Below are 24449 nucleotides of genomic sequence, written 5' to 3' on the forward strand. Positions count from 1 at the left end.
CAAGCTAAATGATAAAAAAAGACCTAACCGTCTTCCGGTTAGGTCTTTTTTTAATTTGTCCAATATTTTTTCATCGCCTCTTTCAAACGTGGGTCATATCCATAAATATCTGGATAAGAAACCAATTTCCCCTCATCATCAAGCCAAGTGGTATAATAAGTCAAGTATACAGGCATCTGACGTTTCAGTGTTACCCAACGCGATTTGGAAATGGAGTCAGTTGTGATTTCCTTGGCAATTTTCTCAGCTTGCTTCTCATTATTGACCAGGTAACCGGCCAAGTCTACAGGCTTCTCAACACGTACACAACCATGGCTTACAGCACGATTGGTTTGTCCAAACATTTGTTTGGCAGGTGTATCATGAAGATAGATCGAATAAGCATTTTCAAACAAAAATTTCACATTGCCCAACGAATTGTCTGAACCCGGATTTTGTTTAAAGCGGAATTTCTCCACCGAATCGGATTGCCAATTTACGGTACTGGGATCCACCTGCTTTCCTTTATAATATGCCACCATATTACGTGAAGCAAGATAGTTCGGATTGTTCCGTACACTTGCCAATAATTCTTTTTTCACAATACTACTTGGGATATTCCATACAGGGTTGACCTGCATGGCATCCAAGATGCCCTGCATGACCGGAGTTTCATGGTTTTCACCTTTACGGGTATATGCCGGATTATCGGTTTCGCCCACACATACATTCATCAATTGGCTGGTTTTTCCCTCTTCCATGATGTGCAATCGCTGTTCAGGAATATTGACAAAAACATATTTCTCCGGAAAAGACTCACCCATCCAACGTAATTTTTCCAGCACCATCAGCACTTTCGTTCTTTGCACATGATCCAGGTTACCGTTTTCCAACAAATCCTGAAATTGAATGTAATACTGGTTTTTTGGTTGAATACCAGCCATTAATGGTCCAATCTCCACACTATCCAATAGATGCACAACGCCAGCATAATTCATACGTTTTTGAGGAACAAAATACCTTCCGTACAAACGTTTTGGATTGATTACACCATATTTTATACTGCTTACATAAGCCACTAAGCCATCTGTCCCTAGAAGATCCAATTTGGCTAAAAGCGGATAAGATTCCGCTACATCCTTTGGCTTCAGTTTGCGAAGAGAAAATAAAGTTTCCTTAATCTCTGTCGTATGAAAGTAACTGCTCCGGATCCCATGTTCTTCACTTCGTTCTAGGTAATGCAATAAGGTATCAATGCTTCCATCAAATAGATGCCCAGCGATTAAAGTCATCCCCTCAGTAGAATCAGACAACTCCTTCATCCAACTCGGATTATGCAGTTTGGACTTCTGTTTACCATACACCTCATGGAATACCTTCAGATAGGCCGTTGTATCAAATTCTTTATAGGATTTTTGCTCGAAACCCTTTGCGAGCATATCGCCATAAGTCGGAGGATTCTCTTTACAGGAAAAAAATACAATTGAAACGAAGGAAATAAAAACTAAAATACGTAACATACAACAAATAATGAAAAAGAAATGGCTTCGCAATAATGAAGCCATTTTCTGATCACAAAGATAAATAATTCTTATTGGCAAACGAATTTTACCTGTCATTGAATCACTACAGAATAAATTACTGCTGTTTTTGCAGGAAATCTTCGAGGAGTTCGACCATCTCGGAGTTCCCCAAAAAAGCTGCCGTTCGTTGGTGCAATGTCTTTGGTTCAATATCTAATATACGTTGATATCCATTGGTCGCTTTACCTCCGGCTTGTTCAATAATAAAAGCGATCGGATTACACTCATACATCAATCGTAATTTTCCATTCGGGTGGGCCGAGGTTGTTGGATAAAGAAATATCCCTCCTTTCAATAGGTTACGATGAATGTCGGCAACCATAGAACCAATATAACGTGATGCATAGGGGCGCTGGGTAGAAGCATCTTCCATTTGACAATATTTGATATATTGCTTAACGCCATTCGGAAATTTTGAATAGTTTCCCTCATTGATCGAATAAATATGGCCAGCTTCGGGAATCTTCATATCGGGATGTGATAGGCAGAATTCACCGATTGAAGGATCCAATGTAAAACCATTCACGCCCTTCCCTGTGGTATAAACCAACATTGTTGAACTTCCATAAATGACATATCCTGCTGCAACCTGCTTGGTTCCATGTTGCAGAATATCATTGCTATTGCACGATACTCCGGTATCCGAAAGCCGACGATAAATCGAAAAAATGGTACCTACAGAAACATTCACATCAATATTACTCGAACCATCCAGTGGATCTATACAAACAATATATTTTGCATTTTTAGAAACTCCAGACTGCATGTAAACTGGGTTTTCATGTTCCTCAGAGGCAACCACACAGCATTCTCCCCCACTTTGAAGTGCTTTAATAAATTGCTCATCAGCGTACACATCCAGCTTTTTCTGTCCCTCCCCCTGAATATTGGTCTGACCCGCATCCCCCAGAATATCAACCAATCCAGCCTTATTGACTTCTCTGTTAACAATTTTTGCTGCAATTCCGATATCACGCAAGAGTCTGGACAGCTCGCCTTTCGCGTATGGAAAATCGGCTTGTTTTTCAATAATAAATTGACCTAGTGTTGTTATACCACTCATAATAGTGTTTTATTGGATATTTGTTGCACAAAGCTAAAAAAGTAAAACATATTTTAGCAAAGCCAAACCCCTGTTCAGCTAAACTTTAGCAGACGAAATACGCAATCGATTGCGTATTTCCTTGAAAACATTCATTTGCTAAAACGATTATCAACTACAAAAAGATAACAAAGCACAACCAGAAGTAGATATTTTTTAAATATTGCCAAATAAAAAAAAACTAAAAAATGATAAGTATTTGGTAATTTTGGCAAAACAGATTGATACAATGCAACAATTTATACAGCTCGTTGAAAAGGAAAAACTAGGCAGCCAACTTGTTACACAACATACATTGATTATTGATGACAAGCAGGTCAGCCATGGGGCACTTTTTTTTGTTAAAACAGCGCGTAAGACCTTTAAAATAATGGTTCCAGCACCTTTTCACGAAGCATTGTTAGCAGACAAACTAACTGTCCAAAGCCTAATGAAGCATCCAGAAGCCATGCTGCTTTCCTAGAAGCCGGCCTTGATCCCCAACACAGCTTAGCTCATCCTTTATCCTCCCCTTCGCCGCTCCTGCTTCGTTGGGTATTATCACGCTAAACAAATAGCCCACTTTGTTTGTTTATTTTAGGTGTGATATCAAGATCATCGTTTATCCAACAAATTGATTTCCTTTCCGAAAGAATGGGTATACACTTTGAAATATTACAAATAAACAGTGTAAAAGTATAACATTACCCAAGCAATAACCCTTAAATTTATTGTACAACAAAATGCTATGCAATACCAATATAAACTTTCTGGCATGTCCTGTGACTGGTGTAGAACAACAATTGAGAATGCCATCAATCAGCTTCCTGGAGTTCAGGCTAAAGTGACACTAGATCCACCGCTACTGACAATAAAATCTGCAAAAGAAATTTCGATGGGACAACTACAGGAAACCCTCACTAAATTAGGTAATTATCATATCGACGAACTAAATAAGTCTGTACAAGAAACCTCAGATGCGGAACAACCAAAGCTATCTGCGTCAAGCAAATACTATTGCCCCATGCACTGCGAAGGTGATAAAAGCTACGATCAACTAGGGCGCTGCCCTGTTTGTGGGATGTACCTTGTACTGATGGAAAATAATGAAAACAAACATCATTATCCTGATCATACGCACAGCGCGGACCAAGCTCCAACGGTTGTCGCACAGACAAAGATGGAACAGCAGCATAATCATACTGGACAACAACATCAATCTGGAGCACAGGATCATGACCATCACCAACATGAATCGGTACAACATAGACATGACCAGCATAAGCATGCCCACAACGACCATTCTGCCGCTGCAAAATCCAACCAACAGAAAGCGGGTTCAGCCGGAAAATACTACTGTCCCATGCATTGTGAGGGCGACAAGCTCTATGATCAACCGGGCAACTGTCCAGTTTGTGGTATGAACTTGGAGAAAGTCCCCGAATTAACCAAAAACACACAATACAGCTGTCCGATGCACCCCGAAATTGTTCAGGATCATCCCGGAAACTGCCCGATCTGTGGTATGGATCTTGTCTCTATCGCTGGGGGAAATGATGCCGACGATGATAGAACTTATAAAGATCTCCGGATGAAACTGTGGCTATCCATCCTGTTTACGGTTCCGATATTTATTCTATCCATGGGAGAAATGCTTCCCGGTAATCCGATCGGAAAAATAATTCCACTGGATTGGTCAGGCTGGATACAATTATTTCTATCCCTGCCCGTGGTTTTCTATACCTGTTGGTCCTTTTTCCAACGCGGTTGGATTTCTTTTAAAACCTGGCGTCTGAATATGTTTAGTTTGATTGCCCTTGGCGCTGGCGCAGGGTTTGTATATAGTATTATTGGCCTGTTTTTCCCGCAGTTATTTCCAGCTGACCTAAAAAATCATCACGGATATATCGCATTATATTTTGAGTCCGTTACTGTTATCCTAACATTGGTTCTCCTTGGGCAGGTAATGGAAGCCAAAGCCCATTCCAAAACCAATTCAGCAATCAAAGAGCTCATTAAACTCAGCCCATCTGACGCTACCCGGGTCGAAAATGGTGTCGACGTAAAAATTGGCGTCGATCAGATTAAGATCGGTGATACCCTGAAAGTAAAACCCGGAGATAAAATCCCTGTCGATGGACAGATTACAAATGGGACGACGAGCATTGATGAATCCATGCTGACAGGCGAACCCCTGCCTGTCGAAAAGCAGGAAGGTGACAAGGTCAGCTCCGGAACCATCAACGGTGAACGAAGTTTTCTCATGAAAGCAGAACGTATCGGTTCGGACACCATATTGGCTCAGATCATTCAGATGGTCAATGATGCCAGCAGAAGTAAAGCTCCCATCCAACGCCTTACAGATAAGGTATCAGAAATATTTGTTCCGATTGTGATCGTTATCGCTTTGTTGACATTCTTCGCCTGGTGGATCTGGGGTCCTGCGCCATCACTGGCTTATGGTTTTGCCAATGCCTTGGCAGTTCTTATTGTTGCATGTCCTTGTGCGCTTGGCCTAGCAACTCCGATGTCAGTCATGGTCGGTGTCGGCAAGGGAGCCAAAAATGGCATTTTGATCAAAGATGCCAGTGCATTAGAAAAAATGAACAAGGTAGATGTTGTATTAACAGACAAGACGGGAACAATCACTGAAGGTAAACCCACCGTTGATGACATTCAACCCACCGCTAAGAGCAGTATCAACGAAATATTATCATTAGCCGCCGCCCTCAACAGCAACAGCACCCATCCACTCGGGCAAGCTATTATTGATCGAGCAAAAAAGGAAGGAAATAAAATAGAACAACAGGTTGCAGACTTCGAAAACGTTGCCGGACAAGGTATCAAGGGGCATATTAACAATCAATTGATTGCCCTCGGTAATCAATTATTGATGGAATCCATGCAGGTGATCATCCCAGACGAAATACGAAAAGCGGTCGGGTCAGCCCAATCCAATGGCAAAACCGTTTCCTATCTCTCGAAAGGAAGTGATTTACTCGGCTACTTTAACATCTCCGATCAGATCAAAACCTCTTCCAAACAGGCCATTCACTACCTGCTTCAGCACGATGTAGATGTAATTATGCTTACAGGAGACAATGCACACACCGCAAAATCCGTCGCCGAGCAGGTCGGTATTAAACATTTCAAAGCAAATGCATTACCGAAAGATAAATTACAGGAAATCCATAAACTACAAGAACAGGGACATATTGTGGCGATGGCTGGTGATGGTATTAATGATGCTCCTGCCCTTGCGCAAGCCGATATCGGTATCGCTATGGGAACAGGAACAGATGTAGCGATACAAAGTGCATCCCTGACTCTATTACAGGAAGACTTAATAGGCATCGCTAAAGCCAAAATCCTGAGTAAGAAACTTCTCCGAAATATCAAAGAGAATTTAGGCTTTGCCTTTATCTATAATATTTTGGGCATTCCCTTGGCTGCAGGACTACTATACCCGAGTTTTGGCATCCTATTATCACCAATGATAGCTGCTGCTGCAATGAGCTTTAGTTCCGTATCCGTGATTTTAAACTCACTACGCTTAAACCGTGCAACAATAGAAGTAGATAAGAAGTAAACAAAAAGAAAGGCGCTTGATAGCAACGAAAATAGATAATTAACTATATTCGCTATTCTTAATGACATATATTTATCATTATTTATTATGCGTAATATACTTCTAATACTTGTATCGGTTATCGTAACGCTAGTTTCTCTCAAAAATTCGCAAACGATCAATATTGATCTTTTTGTGGAGAGCAAAGTAGCGTTATGGAAACTCCTATTGACATTTTTTGCAATGGGAGTACTCTTTGCCTTTCTCCTAAAAAGCGGTAAAAAGGCGAAACAACAGAAAAAAACGGTGGTTTTTGATCAATCAGAGGACGACAATCAGGGCCCTAAGTCTACATTATCCGATGAAGATCGCGATTTTTTGTCTTAGTGATAAAAAATAAACAGCTAAAAATGAAGGTCTAAACACATTAAACGCATTTTTATCACATAAATAGTTGCGAGGAATAGGGATTAACCCTATCTTTGCATCACTTCAAACAAGGAACGATAGTTCAAAAATAAAGAAGTAAGATTCCGTAGCTCAGCTGGTAGAGCAATACACTTTTAATGTATGGGTCCTGGGTTCGAATCCCAGCGGGATCACCAAAAGAAAAGCTAATCGCAAGATTAGCTTTTTTTGTTTAGACAGCTCAGAGTTCGAAAGAAGGGGCGGCCGGGTTCGGGGTTTATTCATTAATCTGTATAGCTATTCCAGAATAAGACAGCAGTATTTCTTTGCTTATCCTTTGGTTATTTATTGCTATTTCTTTACTTATTTATTGGTCATCCTTTGGTGATCCTTTGGTTATTTATTGCTTATTGTAGGCCATTTCTTCGAACCTTCTTCGGACTTTCTAGGGACCTGGCTTGCTTCTGTTTTGGTATTTCTTTGCTGTTTCTTTGGTATAATGGTAATAAAATAGGCTTCAAACAGCAAAGAAATAGCAAGCTAATTAGTATGTTGTCTCAAGCAAAGTGACAAGAATGTCCTAGTAGGATATATTAAACATTGACAAGAAGAGTGGAAATAAAAGTTCCCGTTTAGTTTTTCTGCCCTTCATTGCTTTTAAAGTCCGTGATGGTCTTTCCGTCATAACGATGCACTGCAGATACAGATCCAAACAAGATGAGTATATTGCCCATATTAATCGACACCGTGATTGAAAGTACATGGGAATATTGGGACTGAGCCAATCCCGACAGGATCATAAAATAAACTGAAATATGAGAATTGCAATATTTGGCGCACACAAGGTTGGAAAAACAACATTGGCGGAAGAACTTCTGGAAAACCTACTGGGGTATACGCTCGAACTAGAGCCATATTATCAATTGGAATTTTCAGGTTATGAATTTTCAGAAGTCCCCACTCCCGAGGATTTCGTTGCACAATTTAATTGTTCAGCCAAGCTGATTTTAGAAAGTGGAGACGATGTAATCTTTGACCGATGTGTCATTGACATCTTAGCTTATCTTCATGTTCTTGATCCACATAGAAATGTCCAACATTTCTATGAAACAGCTCAGACACTTATTGCAGAAATTGATCTTTTTGTCTTTGTTCCTATTGAAGAACCGGATCTGATACCAAACCATAAGATAGAACTGTCAAAAATTAGAAACCAGGTTGATAATGTAATTCGTGATTGGATTGAAGATTTTGGGATACCTGTAATTGAAGTATACGGTACATTATCAGAACGAAGAGATCAGGTAATTGCCAGAATTCCATCATAGAATATGACCTATCGCCGATTAACGATCTCAATTTTTGCGCGTCTATTATAAAAGGTTTAAATGCAGTTCCTTAAAACTCGCTAATGGCAAACTATTCGAAAGATTGGTTTTTCCCATTTCGGAAGCATATTTCTATAGTTGGATCTGCAAAGTAAATGTATTTTTTCACTGTGCATTTTCTTATCTAAGACATCAATAGTATATATTTCTTAGGTATTAGGTACAATAAAAGCATGCCCAGCGTACTTTGTATGAAAGACTAAAGTAATACTTAGTCCATACTTGATCGATACTTCATGTATACTTACAGTCTGCTTTTCCAGTGTTTCACGACTGATTAAAAATCCCTGATTTCATGGATAATAATTCAGCTCATCTTACTGTATTTTTGATATATTAGACAAAACATAATCAAATGAGGGCTACTTTCATTCTCCTTTTTTTATTCATACGTGCTTTTACGTATGCACAAACCAAACCCCTAGCGACTAATTTGTCCTACCCCGATTTAATTCCGGTCTTGGTAAACGATAGTCTATATGGTTACTGTGACAGTCTTCTTGACCTAAAACTGCCAGCTATATACGAAAGCGCCGGATTATTTGAAGAAGATTTCAACTTCCAGACTTTTCATGTCAACAAACCCGAAATTGTAAAGTATGGATCAGCTGAATACGCTTGGGTTCAACGCCATGGTGAGCGTTACCGTATCGACAAAAATGGTGAACCGGTTTATAAGTATGATGTAGCAGATTTTAAAACTGGAGAAACACTCATTCAGCTCTTTAAAAATTCCACATCACATACGATAAATAAGGTGGATGATACAACCCTATTTCAACAAATAAAGAACAATCAAACGAGTCAAATCGCATTCCCTGACGATCAGTCCATGGCTGACTTTAAAGAAAAAAATAAAATGTTTATTGACGAAGGGATTCGATTGATTTATTATCCTAAATTCACAGAGATACCATGCACCTATTTTTCCAACGAACAAACGCTACTCCAGGGCATAAAAAATAAGGAAACAGGTGAAATTCTGATCAAAGCAAAGTATGCTTCCATAGAAGAATACTATAATAATCCCTTACGGGTACATCAATATCCGTTGTTCATTGCTTATCGTGGTGATCTAAATAAATACATATACGTAGGACTCAATGGAACCGAATATCTACTGTATTCGGCCGAAATAGAATAAAGAAATAAGTTTGTATAATAAAAAAACTGGATGCCACAGCCAATTTTGATTCACTAAAAAGTCGTCAAAACAATAGGTTCCTATAATATCTAGCCATGTTGCTATAAAAGAAATTTTTCACGGTTTACTAACCATTATTTTCGTGAAAAATTCACAGTATGCTCAGATCATTACCCTTTTTATTACTTTCTATTTCACTTGGCAGCACCGCACTCGCACAAAAGCGTTATACATTATCCGGAACAATCACCGACGTATCAACAGGAGAAACACTTATTGGTGCTTCGGTCAAACTACGCGAACTTCCCCAGTCTGGAAGTTTCAGTAATTCTTATGGTTTTTATTCCATGGCTGCCCCCGAAGGAAGGTATCTACTCTCCACCTCTTATGTGGGATACAATACCCGTATTGACACGATTGAATTAGACAGGGATCAAGCCCTTAATCTCACACTGCGATCGCAGACCTTACTGGATGAAGTTGTCATCTCATCCAATAGACGTAACAATAAAAACGTTTCCTCACCCCAAATGGGGGTTGAAAAACTCAATATGAACCAGATCAATCAGCTTCCGGTAGTTTTAGGAGAACGCGATATTTTAAAAAGCATCACATTAATGCCGGGCATTAAAACCTCCGGCGAAGGAAATACAGGTTTCTATGTCCGTGGTGGTGGTGCCGATCAAAATTTAATTTTATTGGATGAAGCTACCGTCTATAATGCCACTCACCTACTCGGTTTCTTTTCTACGTTCAATTCAGATGCCATCAAAGATGTCAGTATCTATAAAGGCGGTATGCCTGCTGAATACGGAGGACGGCTGTCATCAGTGCTCGATGTAAAAATGAATGAAGGTAATAACAAGAAAACCACTGTTCAGGGTGGTGTTGGATTAATTGCTTCCCGCATTAAAGTAGAGGGGCCACTGGTCAAGGACAAAGGTTCATTTATGTTATCTGCCCGTCGTACCTATATGGATCTTTTTATGAAAGCCTCCTCTGATACAACAATTAATAAAAGTACACTATACTTTTATGACATCAATGCGAAGGTCAACTATAGATTTAACGATAAAAATGCGATCTATCTCTCCGGGTATTTTGGTAAAGATGTGTTAGGCCTCCAGGATGTTTTCGGTACCAATTGGGGCAATGCGACCGGAACGCTACGGTTCAACCATATTTTCAATAATAAATTATTCTCAAACACGTCACTTGTCTATAGCAAATTTAACTATGTTATCGAAGGCTTGGACCGCAACGATGGCTTTAAAGCAACATCTAAGATTACCGATCTAAATTTTAAACAGGACTTCCAATATTACGCAAGTTCTGACCATGCACTAAAATTTGGATTGCACGTTACCCGACATGATATCGCACCGGGTGATATTACAACAACCGCCAGTTCCAGTTTTAACGATAAACATGTCGAACATCGCTTTGGTTACGAAATGGCGACCTACGCCAGTGACGACTGGAAGGTAAACGACAAACTAAATATGGCCTATGGCCTGCGTTTAAGCTCGATGTTGCTGGTTGGTCCGGGAACTTTTAGTACTTATGATGCGGCGGGCAATACAATTGGCTCACAACATTACAAATCCGGAGAGCTAGTACAACATTATCTCAATTTAGAACCTCGTTTTAGTGTAAGTTATCTACTCAATGAACAACAGTCCATCAAAGCTTCGTACAATAGAAATACACAAAATATTCACCTATTGACAAACTCTACAAGCGCCAATCCGACGGATCTCTATGTGATGAGCAGCAAGAATATCAAGCCCGAAATTGCCGATCAGATCTCCACGGGTTATTTCAGAAACTTTAAAGATAACCTATATGAGTTCTCGGCGGAAGTATATTACAAAAATCTACAAAATCAAATCGATTATAAAGATGCCGCGCAATTGCTTGTCAACCAAGACGTCGAATCCCAACTGGTTTATGGCGTAGGGCGAGCCTATGGTGTCGAATTATTTCTGAAGAAAAAATATGGCCGTTTTAATGGCTGGGTGGGTTATACTTGGTCTAAAACCGAACGCAAATTTGATGAGATCAACGCCGGAAAGTACTTTCCTGCAACACAGGACCGCACCCATGATGTATCCATTGTTGGTATCTATAAGCTCAATGAAAAGTGGACCTTCTCCAGTAATTTCGTTTATGGAACAGGAAGGGCTGTCACATACCCAACGGGAAAATACACTGTTGGCGGCAATACGACCTTCTCCTATTCGGAGCGCAATGCTTATCGTATGCCCGCATCACATCGCTTGGATATCGCCGCCACCTTCGAGGGGAAACCGGGGAAACGCTACCAGTCAAGCTGGACATTTGGCATTTACAACGTCTATGGACATAAAGACCCTTACAGAATCGCCTTTAGAGACAGTAAAACCGTTGCTAATGCGACGGAAGCTGTCCAAACAAGCATCTTCGGTATCCCTATCCCCTCCTTTACCTGGAATTTTAAATTTTAACCCCTGTTACTAAAAAACATGAAATACCCCAATTCCAAAAACACAAACGCTGACGAAAATAAACAGGGTATTTCCTATGACCTTTTCAAGGACAAACCGAGCATAGCAAGCTCATAAAATATTTATATATGAAACATCGTATTATTATCTCCAGTATAATTATCCTTACAGCCTTCATTTCATCCTGTGAGAAAGTCATCGACATTCAGGTCAATGATGAAGTCGGTCGATTGGTTATTGAAGGCGTCATCAATAACACAACAACAGAACAAGAAATAAAACTGAGCCGAAATGCAGCCTTCTCTGGCGGCAACAACTACCCTGCAGTAAGTGGAGCGACGGTCATCGTCAGAGATCAGAAACAGCAGGAATATATCTTCGTGGAAACGGAGGCCGGAACATACAAAACACAGCAATTGAAAGGAACCCCAGGAGAAACATACACAATGGAAGTGCGCATTGATCAAGATAAATATCAGGCAACTTCGCAAATGCCACAAATCGTTTCCCTGGACTCTATTTCTGTCGAAAAACCAAAATTTGGTGATAAGGAAAAACGGAATATTAAAGTCTTCTATAAGGATCCGGCCGATCAAATCAATCAGTATAGATTTATCGTTTTTCTAAACGACAAGCAATTGAAAGATATTTATGCCGTCAACGACGACTTCAACAATGGGAATAAGATCAATTTAACATTGCGTCCAGATGATCTCGATATATTCCCCGGTGATCGTATTCGTGTAGAAATGCTCTGTGTAGATAAAACGGTATACAACTACTGGTATAGCCTGATGCAGCAATCTGCCAATTCCGGTGTGACACCGAGTAACCCGCCTACCAACATCAGTCCTACCACACTTGGCTGTTTTAGTGCGCATACCTTCTCTACCAAAAGCGTTCAAGTGGATTAATTTCGATGCGATTTCGTCGCAAGGATACGTATCCAAAAGGGATCATTTCCTTACGATGAAATAACTAATAGCCACTGCCTAGCCTGCTTTTTACCTATTGATAGTCTGCTTTTTAATACGTTCCAAAAGATCATCTTTAAAACTTGCCCCCAAAGGCATCTCAAAGCCGGCGATTGTCACCCAATGGCTGTCTACACTCTCCACTTTATTTAGATTGACCACAAAGGATTTATTGATCCGCACAAAGTCTGTATTGGGCAATTGATTGAATATCGTTTTTATATTCATTGCCACCATTAATTTTTTATCTTTTGCATGGATCATCACATAATCTTTCATGGCTTCAATGTACTGAATTTCATTTAGCTCCAAGCGAAAAAGCTTACGGTCAGCCTTTACAAAAATATGGTCAGTAGGCGGTACAATACCTTTCTCCATCACTTTTTGTTGAAAATGGCTGACGGCTTTATCCAAAGCCTTCTTCAACCGATCCTCTGCAATAGGCTTTAACAAATAATCCAACGCATTCAGTTCATAGCTTTCCAATGCATAATTGGGATAAGCAGTTGTAAATATAATCTGTATATGGGCCGGGATAAATTGAGCAAAATCCCAACCGCTTTCTTCTGGTAGATTGATATCCAAAAAAATCAGGTCAAGGGGCTGCTCCTCCATCAGCATACGGGCATCTTCCGTATTACCATACATGCCGAGGCATTCCAAAAAATCGTAACCTTTCAATAATTTTACCAGCCCCCTCCTCGCCAAAGGTTCATCTTCAATCACAATGTATTTAATACTTAGCTTATCCATAGTCTTATTACGTTCCCATCGGAATACTTAAAAACACCTTATACCTATCATCGAAATCATCAATTTGCAAGTTATAGCTATTCGGATACAAAATTTCTAATCGTTTTTGGATATTACTCAATCCGAGACCACCATACGCAGCAGCCTGCATTTTCCTTTTCTTCGGATTAACACAGGTAAAACAAATACGTTCAGCTTGAATTGAAAACGCAATCTGCACATGCTGCCCGCCTTCCATCGCCTGATGTGCACTATGTTTAACAACATTTTCAACAAAAGGAATAAATAGAAATGGTGGAACATGCAGTTGTTCCATCTGTTGGTCAATAGTAAAATCGACGACAAATTTATCCCTACGAATATCCTCCATAAAGAGGATATTTTTTAAGACTGCAATTTCTTTCCCCAGTTCGATGGAATCGCCCTTTGATAGATAAAGTTGATTTCTGAGTACATCACTTAATTTAAGCAGTACATTGGAAGCTAATTTGGGGTTCTCATCAATCAGAAAATTGATATTATTGAGCGTATTAAACAAAAAATGAGGATTAATTTGGCTTTTAAGCTGCTCCAATTGGATCGTCAGCGTATTATTCTCAAATTCTTTGAATCGAATGAGGTTAACAATCCATACCTTAAATAGCTTCATGCTACTGACTGCTGCTATAAATATGGTCAATAAAATAACGATGATCAAATAATCTTCCCAATCCAGGTAGGATCGATCCGGCTTTTGGATAAACCGCAATTCCTGTCGCTCCAAATACATCAACACTAAAAAAATAAATGTATAAGCGACAAGAAGACTCCCCGCATAAGCTAAAAACCGACTTCTCAGTACAAAGACAGGGATTAGGATATAATGATTGATGTAAAAAAGACTCAACAGAATTGTAATGGACAGCAAAGTCTCGAAAAGACGCCACAGGCTACTCGTAGGATCTACTTCCGCCTTCTTGCTTGGCAAAAAATGAATTCCAACAATCACGCCGATCAACAAACAATGGCGAATCCAACGATATTTTTTATCGACAACAAAATCTATAAAAAGACTATTTTCGTAACCGATGATTACCTGTGAATTTTTCATGTTAGTGATCTGTCAAAAGATATGTATCCAATACTATCCACAGCCAGCTTAATTGCATTCCATCTTCTATACACCATTTTCTAGTATTTTGACTATTTTCCTTTGAACCAATACACCTCAAGCACTAATAGCCAAACAAAGCTATAAAACCCTATTAAACTGACCATTAACCACAAAAAAAACACTATAATCAAGACGAAAAAGCAGCTAATAAGGCTATACTGCAATTGTATGAAAGGTTTAAAAATAGCCATATCTATCAACATTTCAAAATGTGTTTTTACGCCACTACATGCAAAATTTTAAAGGTTGGATTTCCTATGGGTCAAATTTTTCCCTGCAGAACGATCAGGTACATCTCACAATATATATTTCAGTAACTTTAGCCATTGAATACCGGTATCAACACTTCAATAAAAAATCACATTCAGAGAAATTAACAATGGAAAAACTGCTATTCGAAATGAACAAATATTTCCCATTAAGCGAGCAAACAATTGAAGCGTTGAAAAAGATCTGTCAGCCCAAAAGCTATAAGAAAAACGAATTGATCTTGCGTGCTGGCGACTATGCAAAATATTATTATTTTGTTTATAGTGGCTTATTGGGCTATTACAAACTGGATCCCGAAGGCGACATCATTTACAAATTATTTTTTGAAGAGAACAGCTTTTGCGCATCCACAGCAGCTATCATTGAAGAAAAACCTAGTAATTTCACGATTGTAGCGCTTGAAGATGTACAACTTATTCAATATTCTGCCAAGCTTTTCCTTGAATTGGTAGCACAACATCACGACTTAGCACTCTTCCAAATCGCCTACCTGGAAAAAAACTGGGTCGTAAAAAAAGAACCTCTTGAAATCAACCTGAAATGGGAATCAGCCAAAGAACGTTATCTTGAATTGTATCAGAATCAGGCTCTCTTTAAGCGGCTCAAACAACACCATATCGCCTCCTATCTTGGTGTTACTCCTACCCAGTTGAGCCGTATTCGTAAAGAATTAAAACAATAATTCCGTCAACATTTGTACATGTTTTCTAACTATATCCTTGAGAATTTTGCAGTGTAACAATAAATTCTTAAGCAATGAAAATAGTATTCACCCTTCTTTTCCTGGCACTCTTCCTTTCGGTAGATGCACAGCATATCGTCCATCAGCAAGTCTACAGCACCAAGATGCACAAAAATATTGATGCCATCATCGTAACACCTGAAATCCAGGAAGGTGTTCGCTATAGAACCGTTTATATTCTCCATGGTTATAGTGGCAACCCCACAAGGACGATCGAACAGGATATTCCAGCTCTATCCCAAAAGGCGGCGGCTTTCCAAACGATTTATATTATTCCAGATGGAAATTATAACTCCTGGTATGTGGACAGCCCTATTGATACACAGCAACAATACACAACATTTATCGCAGAGGAGCTGGTTGGCTATATCGATCACAACTACCCCACACAGGCAAATAAAACTTCGCGGGGTTTGCTCGGATGGAGTATGGGCGGATATGGTGCATTACATATCGGTGTTGCCTATCCCCAGATCTTTTCCATTGTCGGAAGCTCCTGTGGTGCCATTGACTTTAATCGCTTTGGGAAAGGATATCAAGGCTACCAAGTGAACAGGGTGCTTGGGGAACTAAAAGATTTGTCTCCAAGTTTTCGGATCTATAACAACGTGGATAAAATGGCCCATAGCGGGGCAACATTATATTTTGGATTGTGGAACCGAAGATGTCCAAATGCTGGAGATGAACCGATCGCTACACCAGCAGTTAACTGCACAAAATATTGAACATCTTTATATCGAGTCTCCAGGTGGACACGATACCGCTTATTGGAGCAAATCTCTAGCCAATCAATTGGTCTTATTTCATCAGTATTTTGGCTATGAAGGATTATAAATCTATTCTCTACGTTGCCGCTGGTGCTTGCAGCTACGGCCTATTAGCGACCATAGTCAAATTCGCCAATCAACTGGATATCCATACTAGTGTATTGACCTTCTTGCAATTCTTGATCGGCTTTCTATTTCTACTGGTTTTCAATTATTTTTCCCAATCAAAAAAAACAGTACCACAACCACCAAGCTTTGCTGCAAAATTAAAACTAATTGCCTGGGGAACATCACTGGGCCTGACCTCAACGTTGTATTACCTTGCCATACAATATATCCCTGTATCTGTGGGAATTATTCTACTCATGCAATCTATTTGGATAAGTCTAATCGTCGAAGCGCTGATCAGGAAACAAATTCCCTCAAGAGCAAAGATTATGGGAGTCCTTATTGTACTGTTGGGAACAGCTCTTTCAACCAATATCTTTCAGGAAACAAAGATCTTGGACGGTAGAGGTCTTTTATTGGGATTCGGTGCCGGTATCAGTTATGCTGTTGCCATTTTTTCATCCAGCAATATCGCCAATCAGCTGCCGAGTCCTGTTCGAAGCCAGTTTTTAGTACTTGGAGGACTTCTCCTGATCATCGTTTTCTGGAATGTACATATCGTACAACAAATGACACTACCTGCCCTACCCTGGGGATTGATCATTGCTTTGTTTGGCACAATTCTACCACCGCTATTCTTTACCCGAGGAATCCCTAAGACCGGTATCGCTTTGGGAAATATCATCTCAAGCCTGGAGATTCCCGTCTCCACCATCTCCGCAGTTTTGATACTCCATGAGGCTGTTTATGGAATTCAGTGGGCAGGTATATTACTTATCCTAGTCGCTGTTACCCTTATCAATCTCCGAAATTAAAAATACTGAAAGGTCCTCTATGTTGTTACCTCAAGATGATCACATAAGGACCTCTTTCAGTTTCCTTTGCTTAATGATCTATTAAATTTATAATGTTCCCATAAAATCAAACCACAGACCGGTACCAATGTGGCTAGTATATGTAAGAGTCCGAATAAACTTGGCATACCATCCGCCACGATAAGAAGATAGGTAAATAGCACAATTGCCGCAAAAGGCAACAAGGTAAAGGATAAGATTACACGAAGGCGGCTGCTTCTAAAGCGCGGATTGCTATTCAAAAAGATCCCCAATGTAAGCAGGCAAATGCACAGAACACTAAATGATAACAGCAATTCAGTAAACAAAGGCATATAGCAACGGGCCCGTTTTGCAGCTTCATTATTAGCCTGAAGTATCGCCGTCAAGATAAAGGTCGTCAAGACACTGAAACCTGTAATTCTTAAGAAGATATAAGCCAATTGTTTTTTCATTCTGCGTTCATAACCATTTTATATATACTTTTGTTCATTGTCCTTTAGAACAGATTGTTGGTACAAAAGATGAACTATTCCTAAAGGTGCAAACTAATCCAAAAATTAAAAAGCAACATCAAACATTCGCCGATACGCAACTCATATTTTGCTATTTGCACACAAGATCCGTTCTATTCGAACAGTTAATACAAATTTTTTATTTTTTTACTAAGATTTCCTCTCCATGCTACGTATCTATCTAAAATTATAAACCATGAGGCTAACAGAAGATATCAAGCAACTGATTGTAAAATGCATAAAGGGCAATTTATCGCCTATGGAAAAAAATGCGTTGTCCTCCTGGTTAGCCGAATCCCCTACGCATGGCATTTATCTTGATGATCTGTTGCAAAAAGAAGATCTTGTACGGGATTTGAGACAGCGGATCTCACTGGAGGAATCAGATGCGACAGATTGGTCTGAACGCCTCAAAACAAAAACCCTGGCAACGATCCATACACAAGAGAAACCTGTTCGTATCAACAGGATCAGGCGACTTATGCCTTATGCCGCAGCTCTGTTTTGTGTTGTTCTTGCGGGATTAATCTATCAATTTATTTGGAAGCCTTCGGCGCCCAATACCAATAGAATCGTCCTACATGATGTCGAATTACCGAACAATCATGCTGAAATACGGCTCTCGAACGGAAAAGTAATCCAACTGGACAATGGAAAAGGTGCATTGGTCACATCTGGCGGCTTGAAATATGCCGATGGTAGTCTTATTCAATCGACAGTTCCCAATACAGATTTGATTGCGACCGTCAATACAGCAGCTGGAAGCATGCTGCAAATTACCTTGGCAGATGGATCAGAGGTTACTCTTAATGCAAAGACATCATTCAAATACCCCTTGCAATTCGCACAAGACCAACGCCTTGTTGAAGTAGATGGGGAAGCTTATTTTAAAATCGCTAAAAATAGAAAAGTTCCCTTCCGTGTAAAGTCCAATGGTCAATTGATTGAAGTAACAGGTACCGAATTTAATGTCAACACCTATTCAAAACAAAAAAGCAGTACGACACTTGTCGAAGGTTCGATCAATTTATCAGCCAATGGACAGCAAATACAGCTCAAACCCAATCAACAGGCCACCCTGTCATCGGGACGCCTTTCACAAAAAAGCGTAGACCCACAGAATTACATTGCCTGGATTGACAATAAATTCTATTTCAATGAGACAGATCTCCATACCGCCCTACAGGCAATTGGTCAATGGTATGATCTCCAGATTATTTATAAAAATAACATCAAAGAGACCTATTTATACGGTGAAATTCAGCGGACAAAAAGTTTATCCGCGGTATTGGAAATTTTAAAAAGAAGTAATATCCAGTTTGAATTGATCCAGGAAGATGGTGTTCGTAAGCTCATCGTATCCAATTAACCCATTATATAACCAAAAACTAAATTATACAGATGAAAAAGCCAACTTAACGAAGCTAATCAGAGCCGCTAAAAAAAAGCCGAATAATGCTTCCAACATTAATCGGCCAATACATTAGCGATCTCCATTTTTGACCGATTCACTCAACCAGTTTACAAACAGATTATATCCCTAATTCAACAAATTTATGAATTTTAAATTTCTTGTTCATAGAAAACCTATAGCTATGGACATACCCAAACAATGGAAGACCAAAATGAAGCTTAGCGCCTTTTTTACGCTTGCATGTGTTGTCAAACTCTCAGCAGCTGGATACGCACAATCTATTACCATAGATGCAAACAAAACATCGCTTATACAGGTTCTGCGAACCATCCAAAAGCAGAGCGGTGTTCCCTTTCTGTTAAATGGTAAGGAACTCGCCGAAATAAAAATTGAGGGGCATGTAAAGAATATGCCTTTAGAAAAAGCGATGTCAGTACTGTTGAAAGACAAACCCATTAGCTGGAGTTTCAAAGACAATATGCTTGTCGTCACCGCAGTAAGAGCAAATAACTCAGCTGTCATTAGTCCAGCAAACTATGCGTTTATGTTGCAGACAAGGACCGTAAAGGGAAATGTCCATGACAGCCAGGGGCAACCAATCTCTGGAGCGACAATTACACTCAAAGGAACAAGCAAAGCGACCACAACAGATGCCAGCGGAAATTTTCAGCTGGATGTCAATGATCCCAATGCCATACTTGTTGTTAAGATGATTGGATTTCAACAGAAAGAAATTCCCTTAAATACACAAATCTATCTTGATATTACGCTTAATCAACAGATTGACGCCTTGGAAGAGGTGGTGATCGTGGGTTATGGCGCTACGAAAAAAAAGGAATTGATCGGTTCGGTCTCGCAGATTGATGGTAAGCAGCTTGCCAAACGAACGGCTCCCCAACTTGCGCAGGCACTAACGGGACAGATGCCTGGTGTGACAGTGATCCAACGTTCGGGGCAACCCGGTGCGGCCAACAATAGCATACAGATCAGAGGTGTAGGCTCCTTCGGTGCCACCACCGATGCCTTTATACTGGTCGATGGTATTCCAACCAGTTCATTCAATGATATCGACCCCAATGATGTAGCCTCCATCTCTGTTTTGAAAGATGCCTCATCAGCAGCAATATATGGTGCCAGAGCCGCCAATGGTGTTATTCTGGTCACCACCAAAACAGGGTCAACAGCCGGAAAATTAGCCGTTAATTATAGCGGATATTTTGGCATTCAAAAACCAACCGCCTTTCCCGAGTTTGTCAACTCCTGGGAATATGCCAGCCTCATCAATAAAACCACAACCGGCGGTGGTGGTTATACTGAAGAACAAATTCAGAAATATAAGGACGGAACCGATCTGGACAATTACCCCAACAGCGATTATATTGGTAGCACATTTAAATCGCAGGCGGCCCAGACAGGACATAACCTGAATATTTCCAATACAACCGAAAAGATACAGTATACGCTATCTGCCGGATTCCTCAATCAGAAAGGTATTGTCATCAAAAACAACTTTAATAAATACAATGTTCGACTCAATCTGATTTCCAAGTTGAGTGATAAACTTAAATTAACGACAAGAGTATCGGCGATACAGACCGACACCGACGAACCCGCAGCACCGGCAACACTTGATTTTTGGCGAATGACTGATATTATCTCCCAGGTTATCCGTTATCCCGCAACATTTCCGATCCGTATGAGCAATGGCGACTGGGGAGCCGGAAATAACCTAAAAGGAACACCAGTCTCTTTTCTTGAAAGCGAATCATTTTACAGAGAGAAAGTGTCCGATATCTCCGGAAATGCACGCTTTGACTGGAATCCAATTTCGGATCTGACACTCTCGGCAATTGGTGGTTATACCCAGACCAATGGTCGTTCCAAACTGTTTCGTGCAGCACAGCGCATTAATAGCTCCATTACCCTTGCTCCTTCTACACTAGAACAGAGCGCCCCCTATACGACATATAAAACCTTTCAGGCATTAGCCGATTATACCAAATCATTCAACGACCATTCTGTTAAAATCCTTGCCGGTTATTCCTTTGAAAAAGGTTATAGTGAAGGACTTACCGCATATCGTCAAAACTTCCCGAGCAATGAGCTTACAGAATTAAATATTGGTTCGCCAGATGGACAAACCAACTCGGGTTCGGCAACCGAATGGGCATTGGAATCGCTTTTTGGCCGAGTTCAGTACAATTACGCAAAAAAATACCTCTTAGAAGGTGTGATTCGATACGATGGTTCATCCCGCTTTCCTACAAGTAAACGGTATGCTATTTTTCCTTCACTTGCTGCGGGTTGGTTGATCAGTGAAGAATCATTTATAAAAGATAAATTCGACTGGATTACTAAGCTAAAATTAAAAGGTTCTTATGGTATTTTAGGTAATCAAAACATTGTGGAGAATCTTACCTCAAGAGTAGTGTCAAATTATCCCTACCAAAATATCTTGAATACGGGGTACAATTATCCTTTCGGAAATAGTATATCACCTGGAGTAGCCCGTGTAAAGATTGTAGACCCAAACTTACGCTGGGAATCCACCCGAACAGCCGATGCCGGGCTCGAAATCGCATTATTTAAAAATCTATTGACCTTTAGCAGCACCTATTATAATCGTTTTACCTACGATATTTTAGTCAGCCCCAACTCTAGCGTATCAAAGGTATTAGGCTTTGAAGTTGGTATACAAAACTCTGGAAAACTTAGAAATACTGGCTGGGAATTTACTTTAGGTCATCAAAATAAGATCAATGAATTCTCCTATAACGTCAATCTGAACTTCTCCACAGTCAAGAATAAGGTGGTCGATTTGGGGATTGGTAATATCAACCAGGCCAACGGTATGATTGGTAATGGATCCGATTTGTTTATCGGCTATCCGATACAGGCTTATTATGGCTATCAGACCAACGGTTTATTTGTTGATGCTGCTGATGTGACATCTTGGGCTGATCAAAAAAGTATTAATCCACAGTCACAACCTGGCGATATCCGATACAAGGATATCAGTGGACCGGACGGTGTCCCTGATGGTAAGGTGGATGCAACTTATGACCGAACGGTTATCGGATCCCGTATCCCAAAATATACCTATGGAATAAATCTTGGATTTAATTACAAGGGCTTTGACCTTGGTCTCCTACTCCAGGGTGTAAGTGGTGTACAGGGTTTATTAAATAACTATGCTGGATTTGCACTAAACCAAAATGGGAATATCCAACGTTGGCAAGCAGATGGCCGATGGACTACCGCAAATCCGGATCGAAATGCCGTGTACCCAAGATTTGAACAATTACCAAATACCGGAAGCCCCAATACACAATTATCGGACTATTGGTTGTTGAATGCCAGCTATATCCGTTTAAAAAATGTACAATTGGGTTATGCCATTCCCAAAAACCTTCTTACTAAATGGAAATTGTCAGGCTTACGCATTTATGCAAATGCTGAGAATATATTTACAAGCAGCAATTATAGAAAAGGTTGGGATCCGGAGATCAATTCAAGTGGGGCATACTACCCCATTATGCGCAATTTCACGTTCGGCGTAAATCTTAGTTTTTAAATCAATTCATAACCATAACATGAAACGTATAACCTATAAAAATATAAAACTGGTCCTTTGTATATTTTTTGCCTCCAGTCTAACCATAAGCTGCAAAAAACAATTGGATACAAACCCGCTGGATAGATTTGCCAATGATACATTCTGGAGCAGCGAGACTAATGCACGGCTTGCAATCACAGGCCTTTACAAAGGTGAAATACAGATGAATAGCCAGGCCGAGTTTAGCCCCTCAGACTGGTGGTCCTACCATGGTTTGCTATACCTTGAGTTTGCCTCTGATAATGCCTATGACCGCCGCGGAGATAATTCAGCCTTCAATAAATTGTCCGATGGCACACTCACCAATAATATCGGTATACTGTCTGACTATTGGACGCTCTCCTACAAACGGATCGCCCGTGCGAATTTCTTTTTAGAGAACGTAGATAAAACACCGATTTCACCCGAACTTCTGACCCGCTTTAAGGCTGAAGCACGTTTTATTCGCGCCTGTCAATACTTCTACCTATCACAGTATTGGGGGGATGCCCCATTGGTGACCAAAACATTAACACCCGACGAAGCCAATCATATCATCAAAAACAAAAAACAGGAATTGGTTGCCTTTGTCGAACGTGAGTTGCAGGAAGCTGCAAATGATCTTCCAAGCTACGGTAAATTACCCGCAGCAGAACGGGGTCGCGCGACGAAACAAGCCGCTTATGCATTTCTGGGGCGTCTACAATTAGCCGAAAAATCTTACGCCGCAGCAATTAAGACCTACGAAAATATCATCAATGCCAATGAAAATAGTATTGATCCCAACTATACAAGTCTTTTTGATGGCAGTAATGAATCCAGTAAAGAAATCATTTTTGCGACACAATACCTTGTAGACCTTGCCGGAAATGGTATGTTTCAACATAATTTTCCAGCAATAGCCGGTGGCTGGCATCTCCATTGTCCATTGGGAAGCTTAGTGGAGAGCTATACCTTTGCGGATGGAACTCCTTTTTCCTATACTGATCCCCGATATAACGCACAGAATATTACCCAAAATCGGGATCCTAGACTAGGATTCACTGTCATCAGCAACGGGGACCGTTTCAAAAATCTCCGGTATATCTCGCATCCAGATTCAACCCTGTCCATTGACCAGCTCACAACCACCAAGCAAGCAACACGCACGGGTTATGGTCTTCGTAAATTTAACGCTGAAAATTTTAGCGGTAATTTACAGAATTCCGGAACAGATCTTCCTATTATTCGCTATGCCGAGGTGCTATTGAGCTACCTAGAAGCCAAACTCGAAAATGGTGATCCCTTGACGACCGAACTGCTGGATAAAACCATCAATGCAGTTCGCCGACGTGCCAGTGTCAATATGCCTCCTATCGCTGTCGCAAACGCAAATACAGTCCAGACGGCATTACGCAATGAAAGACGTGTGGAACTAGCCTTAGAAGGTATCCGCTATTGGGATCTCTTGCGTTGGGATACAGCCAAAGATGTTTTAAATGGTGATTTCTATGGTGCCGCATTTCCCGATGCCAAAAATATCCGCGTGAAAACAGGTAGTAGCAGAGACAATTATAGTCGCTGGTATGTAACCAAAAAGTCCTTCAGAGCAGGCCAGGATAATCACTGGTCGATCCCCCAAAGTGAAATTGATATCAATCCAAATTTAAAATAGTATATTGGGTGTCGTCAACAAAAAGACGACACCC

At 40.3% G+C, this 24449-nt stretch carries 18 protein-coding genes and 1 tRNA gene; 14 read left to right on the forward strand and 5 right to left on the reverse strand.

Annotated elements, in window-relative coordinates; translation table 11 throughout:
- Positions 1–50: 50 nt before the first annotated feature.
- Both AC07UV_RS01745 and fbp read right to left on the reverse strand, forming a co-directional pair.
- Positions 51–1499 carry a L,D-transpeptidase family protein gene (locus AC07UV_RS01745; RefSeq protein ID WP_495182516.1) on the reverse strand — a complete coding sequence of 483 codons (1449 nt, stop codon included), beginning with the start codon at positions 1497–1499 and terminating at the stop codon, positions 51–53.
- Positions 1500–1617: 118 nt separating this feature from the next.
- Entirely contained in the window at positions 1618–2625 is a 1008-nt protein-coding gene (gene fbp / locus AC07UV_RS01750; protein ID WP_120256995.1) for a class 1 fructose-bisphosphatase, read from the reverse strand.
- A gap of 202 nt (positions 2626–2827) precedes the next feature.
- Between fbp and AC07UV_RS01755 the strand changes: the two genes are divergently transcribed.
- The 8 genes from AC07UV_RS01755 (at position 2828) to AC07UV_RS01790 (ending at position 12551) form a co-directional block, all read left to right on the forward strand.
- Positions 2828–3127 (forward strand): hypothetical protein, encoded by a 300-nt coding sequence (locus AC07UV_RS01755; RefSeq protein ID WP_495182517.1) that lies wholly within the window; start codon positions 2828–2830, stop codon positions 3125–3127.
- Between the two features lie 264 nt (positions 3128–3391).
- Positions 3392–6232: a heavy metal translocating P-type ATPase gene (locus AC07UV_RS01760; RefSeq protein WP_495182518.1), complete on the forward strand. Its 2841-nt coding sequence runs from the start codon at positions 3392–3394 to the stop codon at positions 6230–6232.
- 87 nt (positions 6233–6319) lie between these two features.
- Entirely contained in the window at positions 6320–6598 is a 279-nt protein-coding gene (locus AC07UV_RS01765; protein WP_495182519.1) for a hypothetical protein, read from the forward strand.
- A gap of 142 nt (positions 6599–6740) precedes the next feature.
- Positions 6741–6816, forward strand: a tRNA-Lys gene (locus AC07UV_RS01770).
- A 618-nt stretch (positions 6817–7434) separates the two neighbouring features.
- Complete coding sequence (locus tag AC07UV_RS01775; RefSeq protein WP_495182520.1) at positions 7435–7947, forward strand: AAA family ATPase; 513 nt, start codon at positions 7435–7437, stop codon at positions 7945–7947.
- Between the two features lie 415 nt (positions 7948–8362).
- Entirely contained in the window at positions 8363–9151 is a 789-nt protein-coding gene (locus tag AC07UV_RS01780; RefSeq protein WP_495182521.1) for a hypothetical protein, read from the forward strand.
- A 158-nt stretch (positions 9152–9309) separates the two neighbouring features.
- Complete coding sequence (locus AC07UV_RS01785) at positions 9310–11637, forward strand: TonB-dependent receptor (protein ID WP_495182522.1); 2328 nt, start codon at positions 9310–9312, stop codon at positions 11635–11637.
- A gap of 128 nt (positions 11638–11765) precedes the next feature.
- Entirely contained in the window at positions 11766–12551 is a 786-nt protein-coding gene (locus tag AC07UV_RS01790; RefSeq protein ID WP_495182523.1) for a DUF4249 domain-containing protein, read from the forward strand.
- 90 nt (positions 12552–12641) lie between these two features.
- On the opposite strand, the gene AC07UV_RS01795 is transcribed toward AC07UV_RS01790, so the two are convergent.
- Entirely contained in the window at positions 12642–13364 is a 723-nt protein-coding gene (locus AC07UV_RS01795) for a LytR/AlgR family response regulator transcription factor (RefSeq protein WP_282253726.1), read from the reverse strand.
- Between the two features lie 7 nt (positions 13365–13371).
- Positions 13372–14454, reverse strand: a complete 1083-nt coding sequence (locus tag AC07UV_RS01800) for a sensor histidine kinase (RefSeq protein WP_282253725.1) — start codon at positions 14452–14454, stop codon at positions 13372–13374.
- A 442-nt stretch (positions 14455–14896) separates the two neighbouring features.
- Between AC07UV_RS01800 and AC07UV_RS01805 the strand changes: the two genes are divergently transcribed.
- The 3 genes from AC07UV_RS01805 (at position 14897) to AC07UV_RS01815 (ending at position 17219) form a co-directional block, all read left to right on the forward strand.
- Positions 14897–15469 (forward strand): Crp/Fnr family transcriptional regulator, encoded by a 573-nt coding sequence (locus AC07UV_RS01805; RefSeq protein ID WP_495182524.1) that lies wholly within the window; start codon positions 14897–14899, stop codon positions 15467–15469.
- A gap of 74 nt (positions 15470–15543) precedes the next feature.
- Entirely contained in the window at positions 15544–16254 is a 711-nt protein-coding gene (locus AC07UV_RS01810) for an alpha/beta hydrolase (protein WP_495182525.1), read from the forward strand.
- A gap of 95 nt (positions 16255–16349) precedes the next feature.
- A complete protein-coding gene (locus AC07UV_RS01815; protein ID WP_495182526.1) occupies positions 16350–17219 on the forward strand; it encodes a DMT family transporter in 870 nt (289 codons plus the stop codon).
- A 56-nt stretch (positions 17220–17275) separates the two neighbouring features.
- On the opposite strand, the gene AC07UV_RS01820 is transcribed toward AC07UV_RS01815, so the two are convergent.
- Positions 17276–17692, reverse strand: coding sequence for a hypothetical protein (locus tag AC07UV_RS01820; protein WP_282253721.1), 417 nt, complete (start codon positions 17690–17692; stop codon positions 17276–17278).
- Between the two features lie 256 nt (positions 17693–17948).
- On the opposite strand from AC07UV_RS01820, the gene AC07UV_RS01825 reads away from it, so the two are divergent.
- The 3 genes from AC07UV_RS01825 (at position 17949) to AC07UV_RS01835 (ending at position 24415) form a co-directional block, all read left to right on the forward strand.
- Positions 17949–19121: a FecR family protein gene (locus AC07UV_RS01825; protein ID WP_495182527.1), complete on the forward strand. Its 1173-nt coding sequence runs from the start codon at positions 17949–17951 to the stop codon at positions 19119–19121.
- Between the two features lie 226 nt (positions 19122–19347).
- Entirely contained in the window at positions 19348–22740 is a 3393-nt protein-coding gene (locus AC07UV_RS01830) for a SusC/RagA family TonB-linked outer membrane protein (RefSeq protein WP_495182528.1), read from the forward strand.
- 19 nt (positions 22741–22759) lie between these two features.
- A complete protein-coding gene (locus tag AC07UV_RS01835) occupies positions 22760–24415 on the forward strand; it encodes a RagB/SusD family nutrient uptake outer membrane protein (RefSeq protein ID WP_495182529.1) in 1656 nt (551 codons plus the stop codon).
- Positions 24416–24449: the final 34 nt, after the last annotated feature.

The organism is Sphingobacterium sp. GW821-FHT03E03, assembly GCF_059420745.1.

Bases quoted from the DNA above. Each gene is read 5' to 3' on its own strand.
- AC07UV_RS01745 (WP_495182516.1), bottom strand. From the start codon at position 1,499: ATGTTACGTATTTTAGTTTTTATTTCCTTCGTTTCAATTGTATTTTTT.
- fbp (WP_120256995.1), bottom strand. From the start codon at position 2,625: ATGAGTGGTATAACAACACTAGGTCAATTTATTATTGAAAAACAAGCC.
- AC07UV_RS01760 (WP_495182518.1), top strand. From the start codon at position 3,392: ATGCAATACCAATATAAACTTTCTGGCATGTCCTGTGACTGGTGTAGA.
- AC07UV_RS01765 (WP_495182519.1), top strand. From the start codon at position 6,320: ATGCGTAATATACTTCTAATACTTGTATCGGTTATCGTAACGCTAGTT.
- AC07UV_RS01775 (WP_495182520.1), top strand. From the start codon at position 7,435: ATGAGAATTGCAATATTTGGCGCACACAAGGTTGGAAAAACAACATTG.
- AC07UV_RS01780 (WP_495182521.1), top strand. From the start codon at position 8,363: ATGAGGGCTACTTTCATTCTCCTTTTTTTATTCATACGTGCTTTTACG.
- AC07UV_RS01785 (WP_495182522.1), top strand. From the start codon at position 9,310: ATGCTCAGATCATTACCCTTTTTATTACTTTCTATTTCACTTGGCAGC.
- AC07UV_RS01790 (WP_495182523.1), top strand. From the start codon at position 11,766: ATGAAACATCGTATTATTATCTCCAGTATAATTATCCTTACAGCCTTC.
- AC07UV_RS01795 (WP_282253726.1), bottom strand. From the start codon at position 13,364: ATGGATAAGCTAAGTATTAAATACATTGTGATTGAAGATGAACCTTTG.
- AC07UV_RS01800 (WP_282253725.1), bottom strand. From the start codon at position 14,454: ATGAAAAATTCACAGGTAATCATCGGTTACGAAAATAGTCTTTTTATA.
- AC07UV_RS01805 (WP_495182524.1), top strand. From the start codon at position 14,897: ATGGAAAAACTGCTATTCGAAATGAACAAATATTTCCCATTAAGCGAG.
- AC07UV_RS01810 (WP_495182525.1), top strand. From the start codon at position 15,544: ATGAAAATAGTATTCACCCTTCTTTTCCTGGCACTCTTCCTTTCGGTA.
- AC07UV_RS01815 (WP_495182526.1), top strand. From the start codon at position 16,350: ATGAAGGATTATAAATCTATTCTCTACGTTGCCGCTGGTGCTTGCAGC.
- AC07UV_RS01820 (WP_282253721.1), bottom strand. From the start codon at position 17,692: ATGAAAAAACAATTGGCTTATATCTTCTTAAGAATTACAGGTTTCAGT.
- AC07UV_RS01825 (WP_495182527.1), top strand. From the start codon at position 17,949: ATGAGGCTAACAGAAGATATCAAGCAACTGATTGTAAAATGCATAAAG.
- AC07UV_RS01830 (WP_495182528.1), top strand. From the start codon at position 19,348: ATGGACATACCCAAACAATGGAAGACCAAAATGAAGCTTAGCGCCTTT.
- AC07UV_RS01835 (WP_495182529.1), top strand. From the start codon at position 22,760: ATGAAACGTATAACCTATAAAAATATAAAACTGGTCCTTTGTATATTT.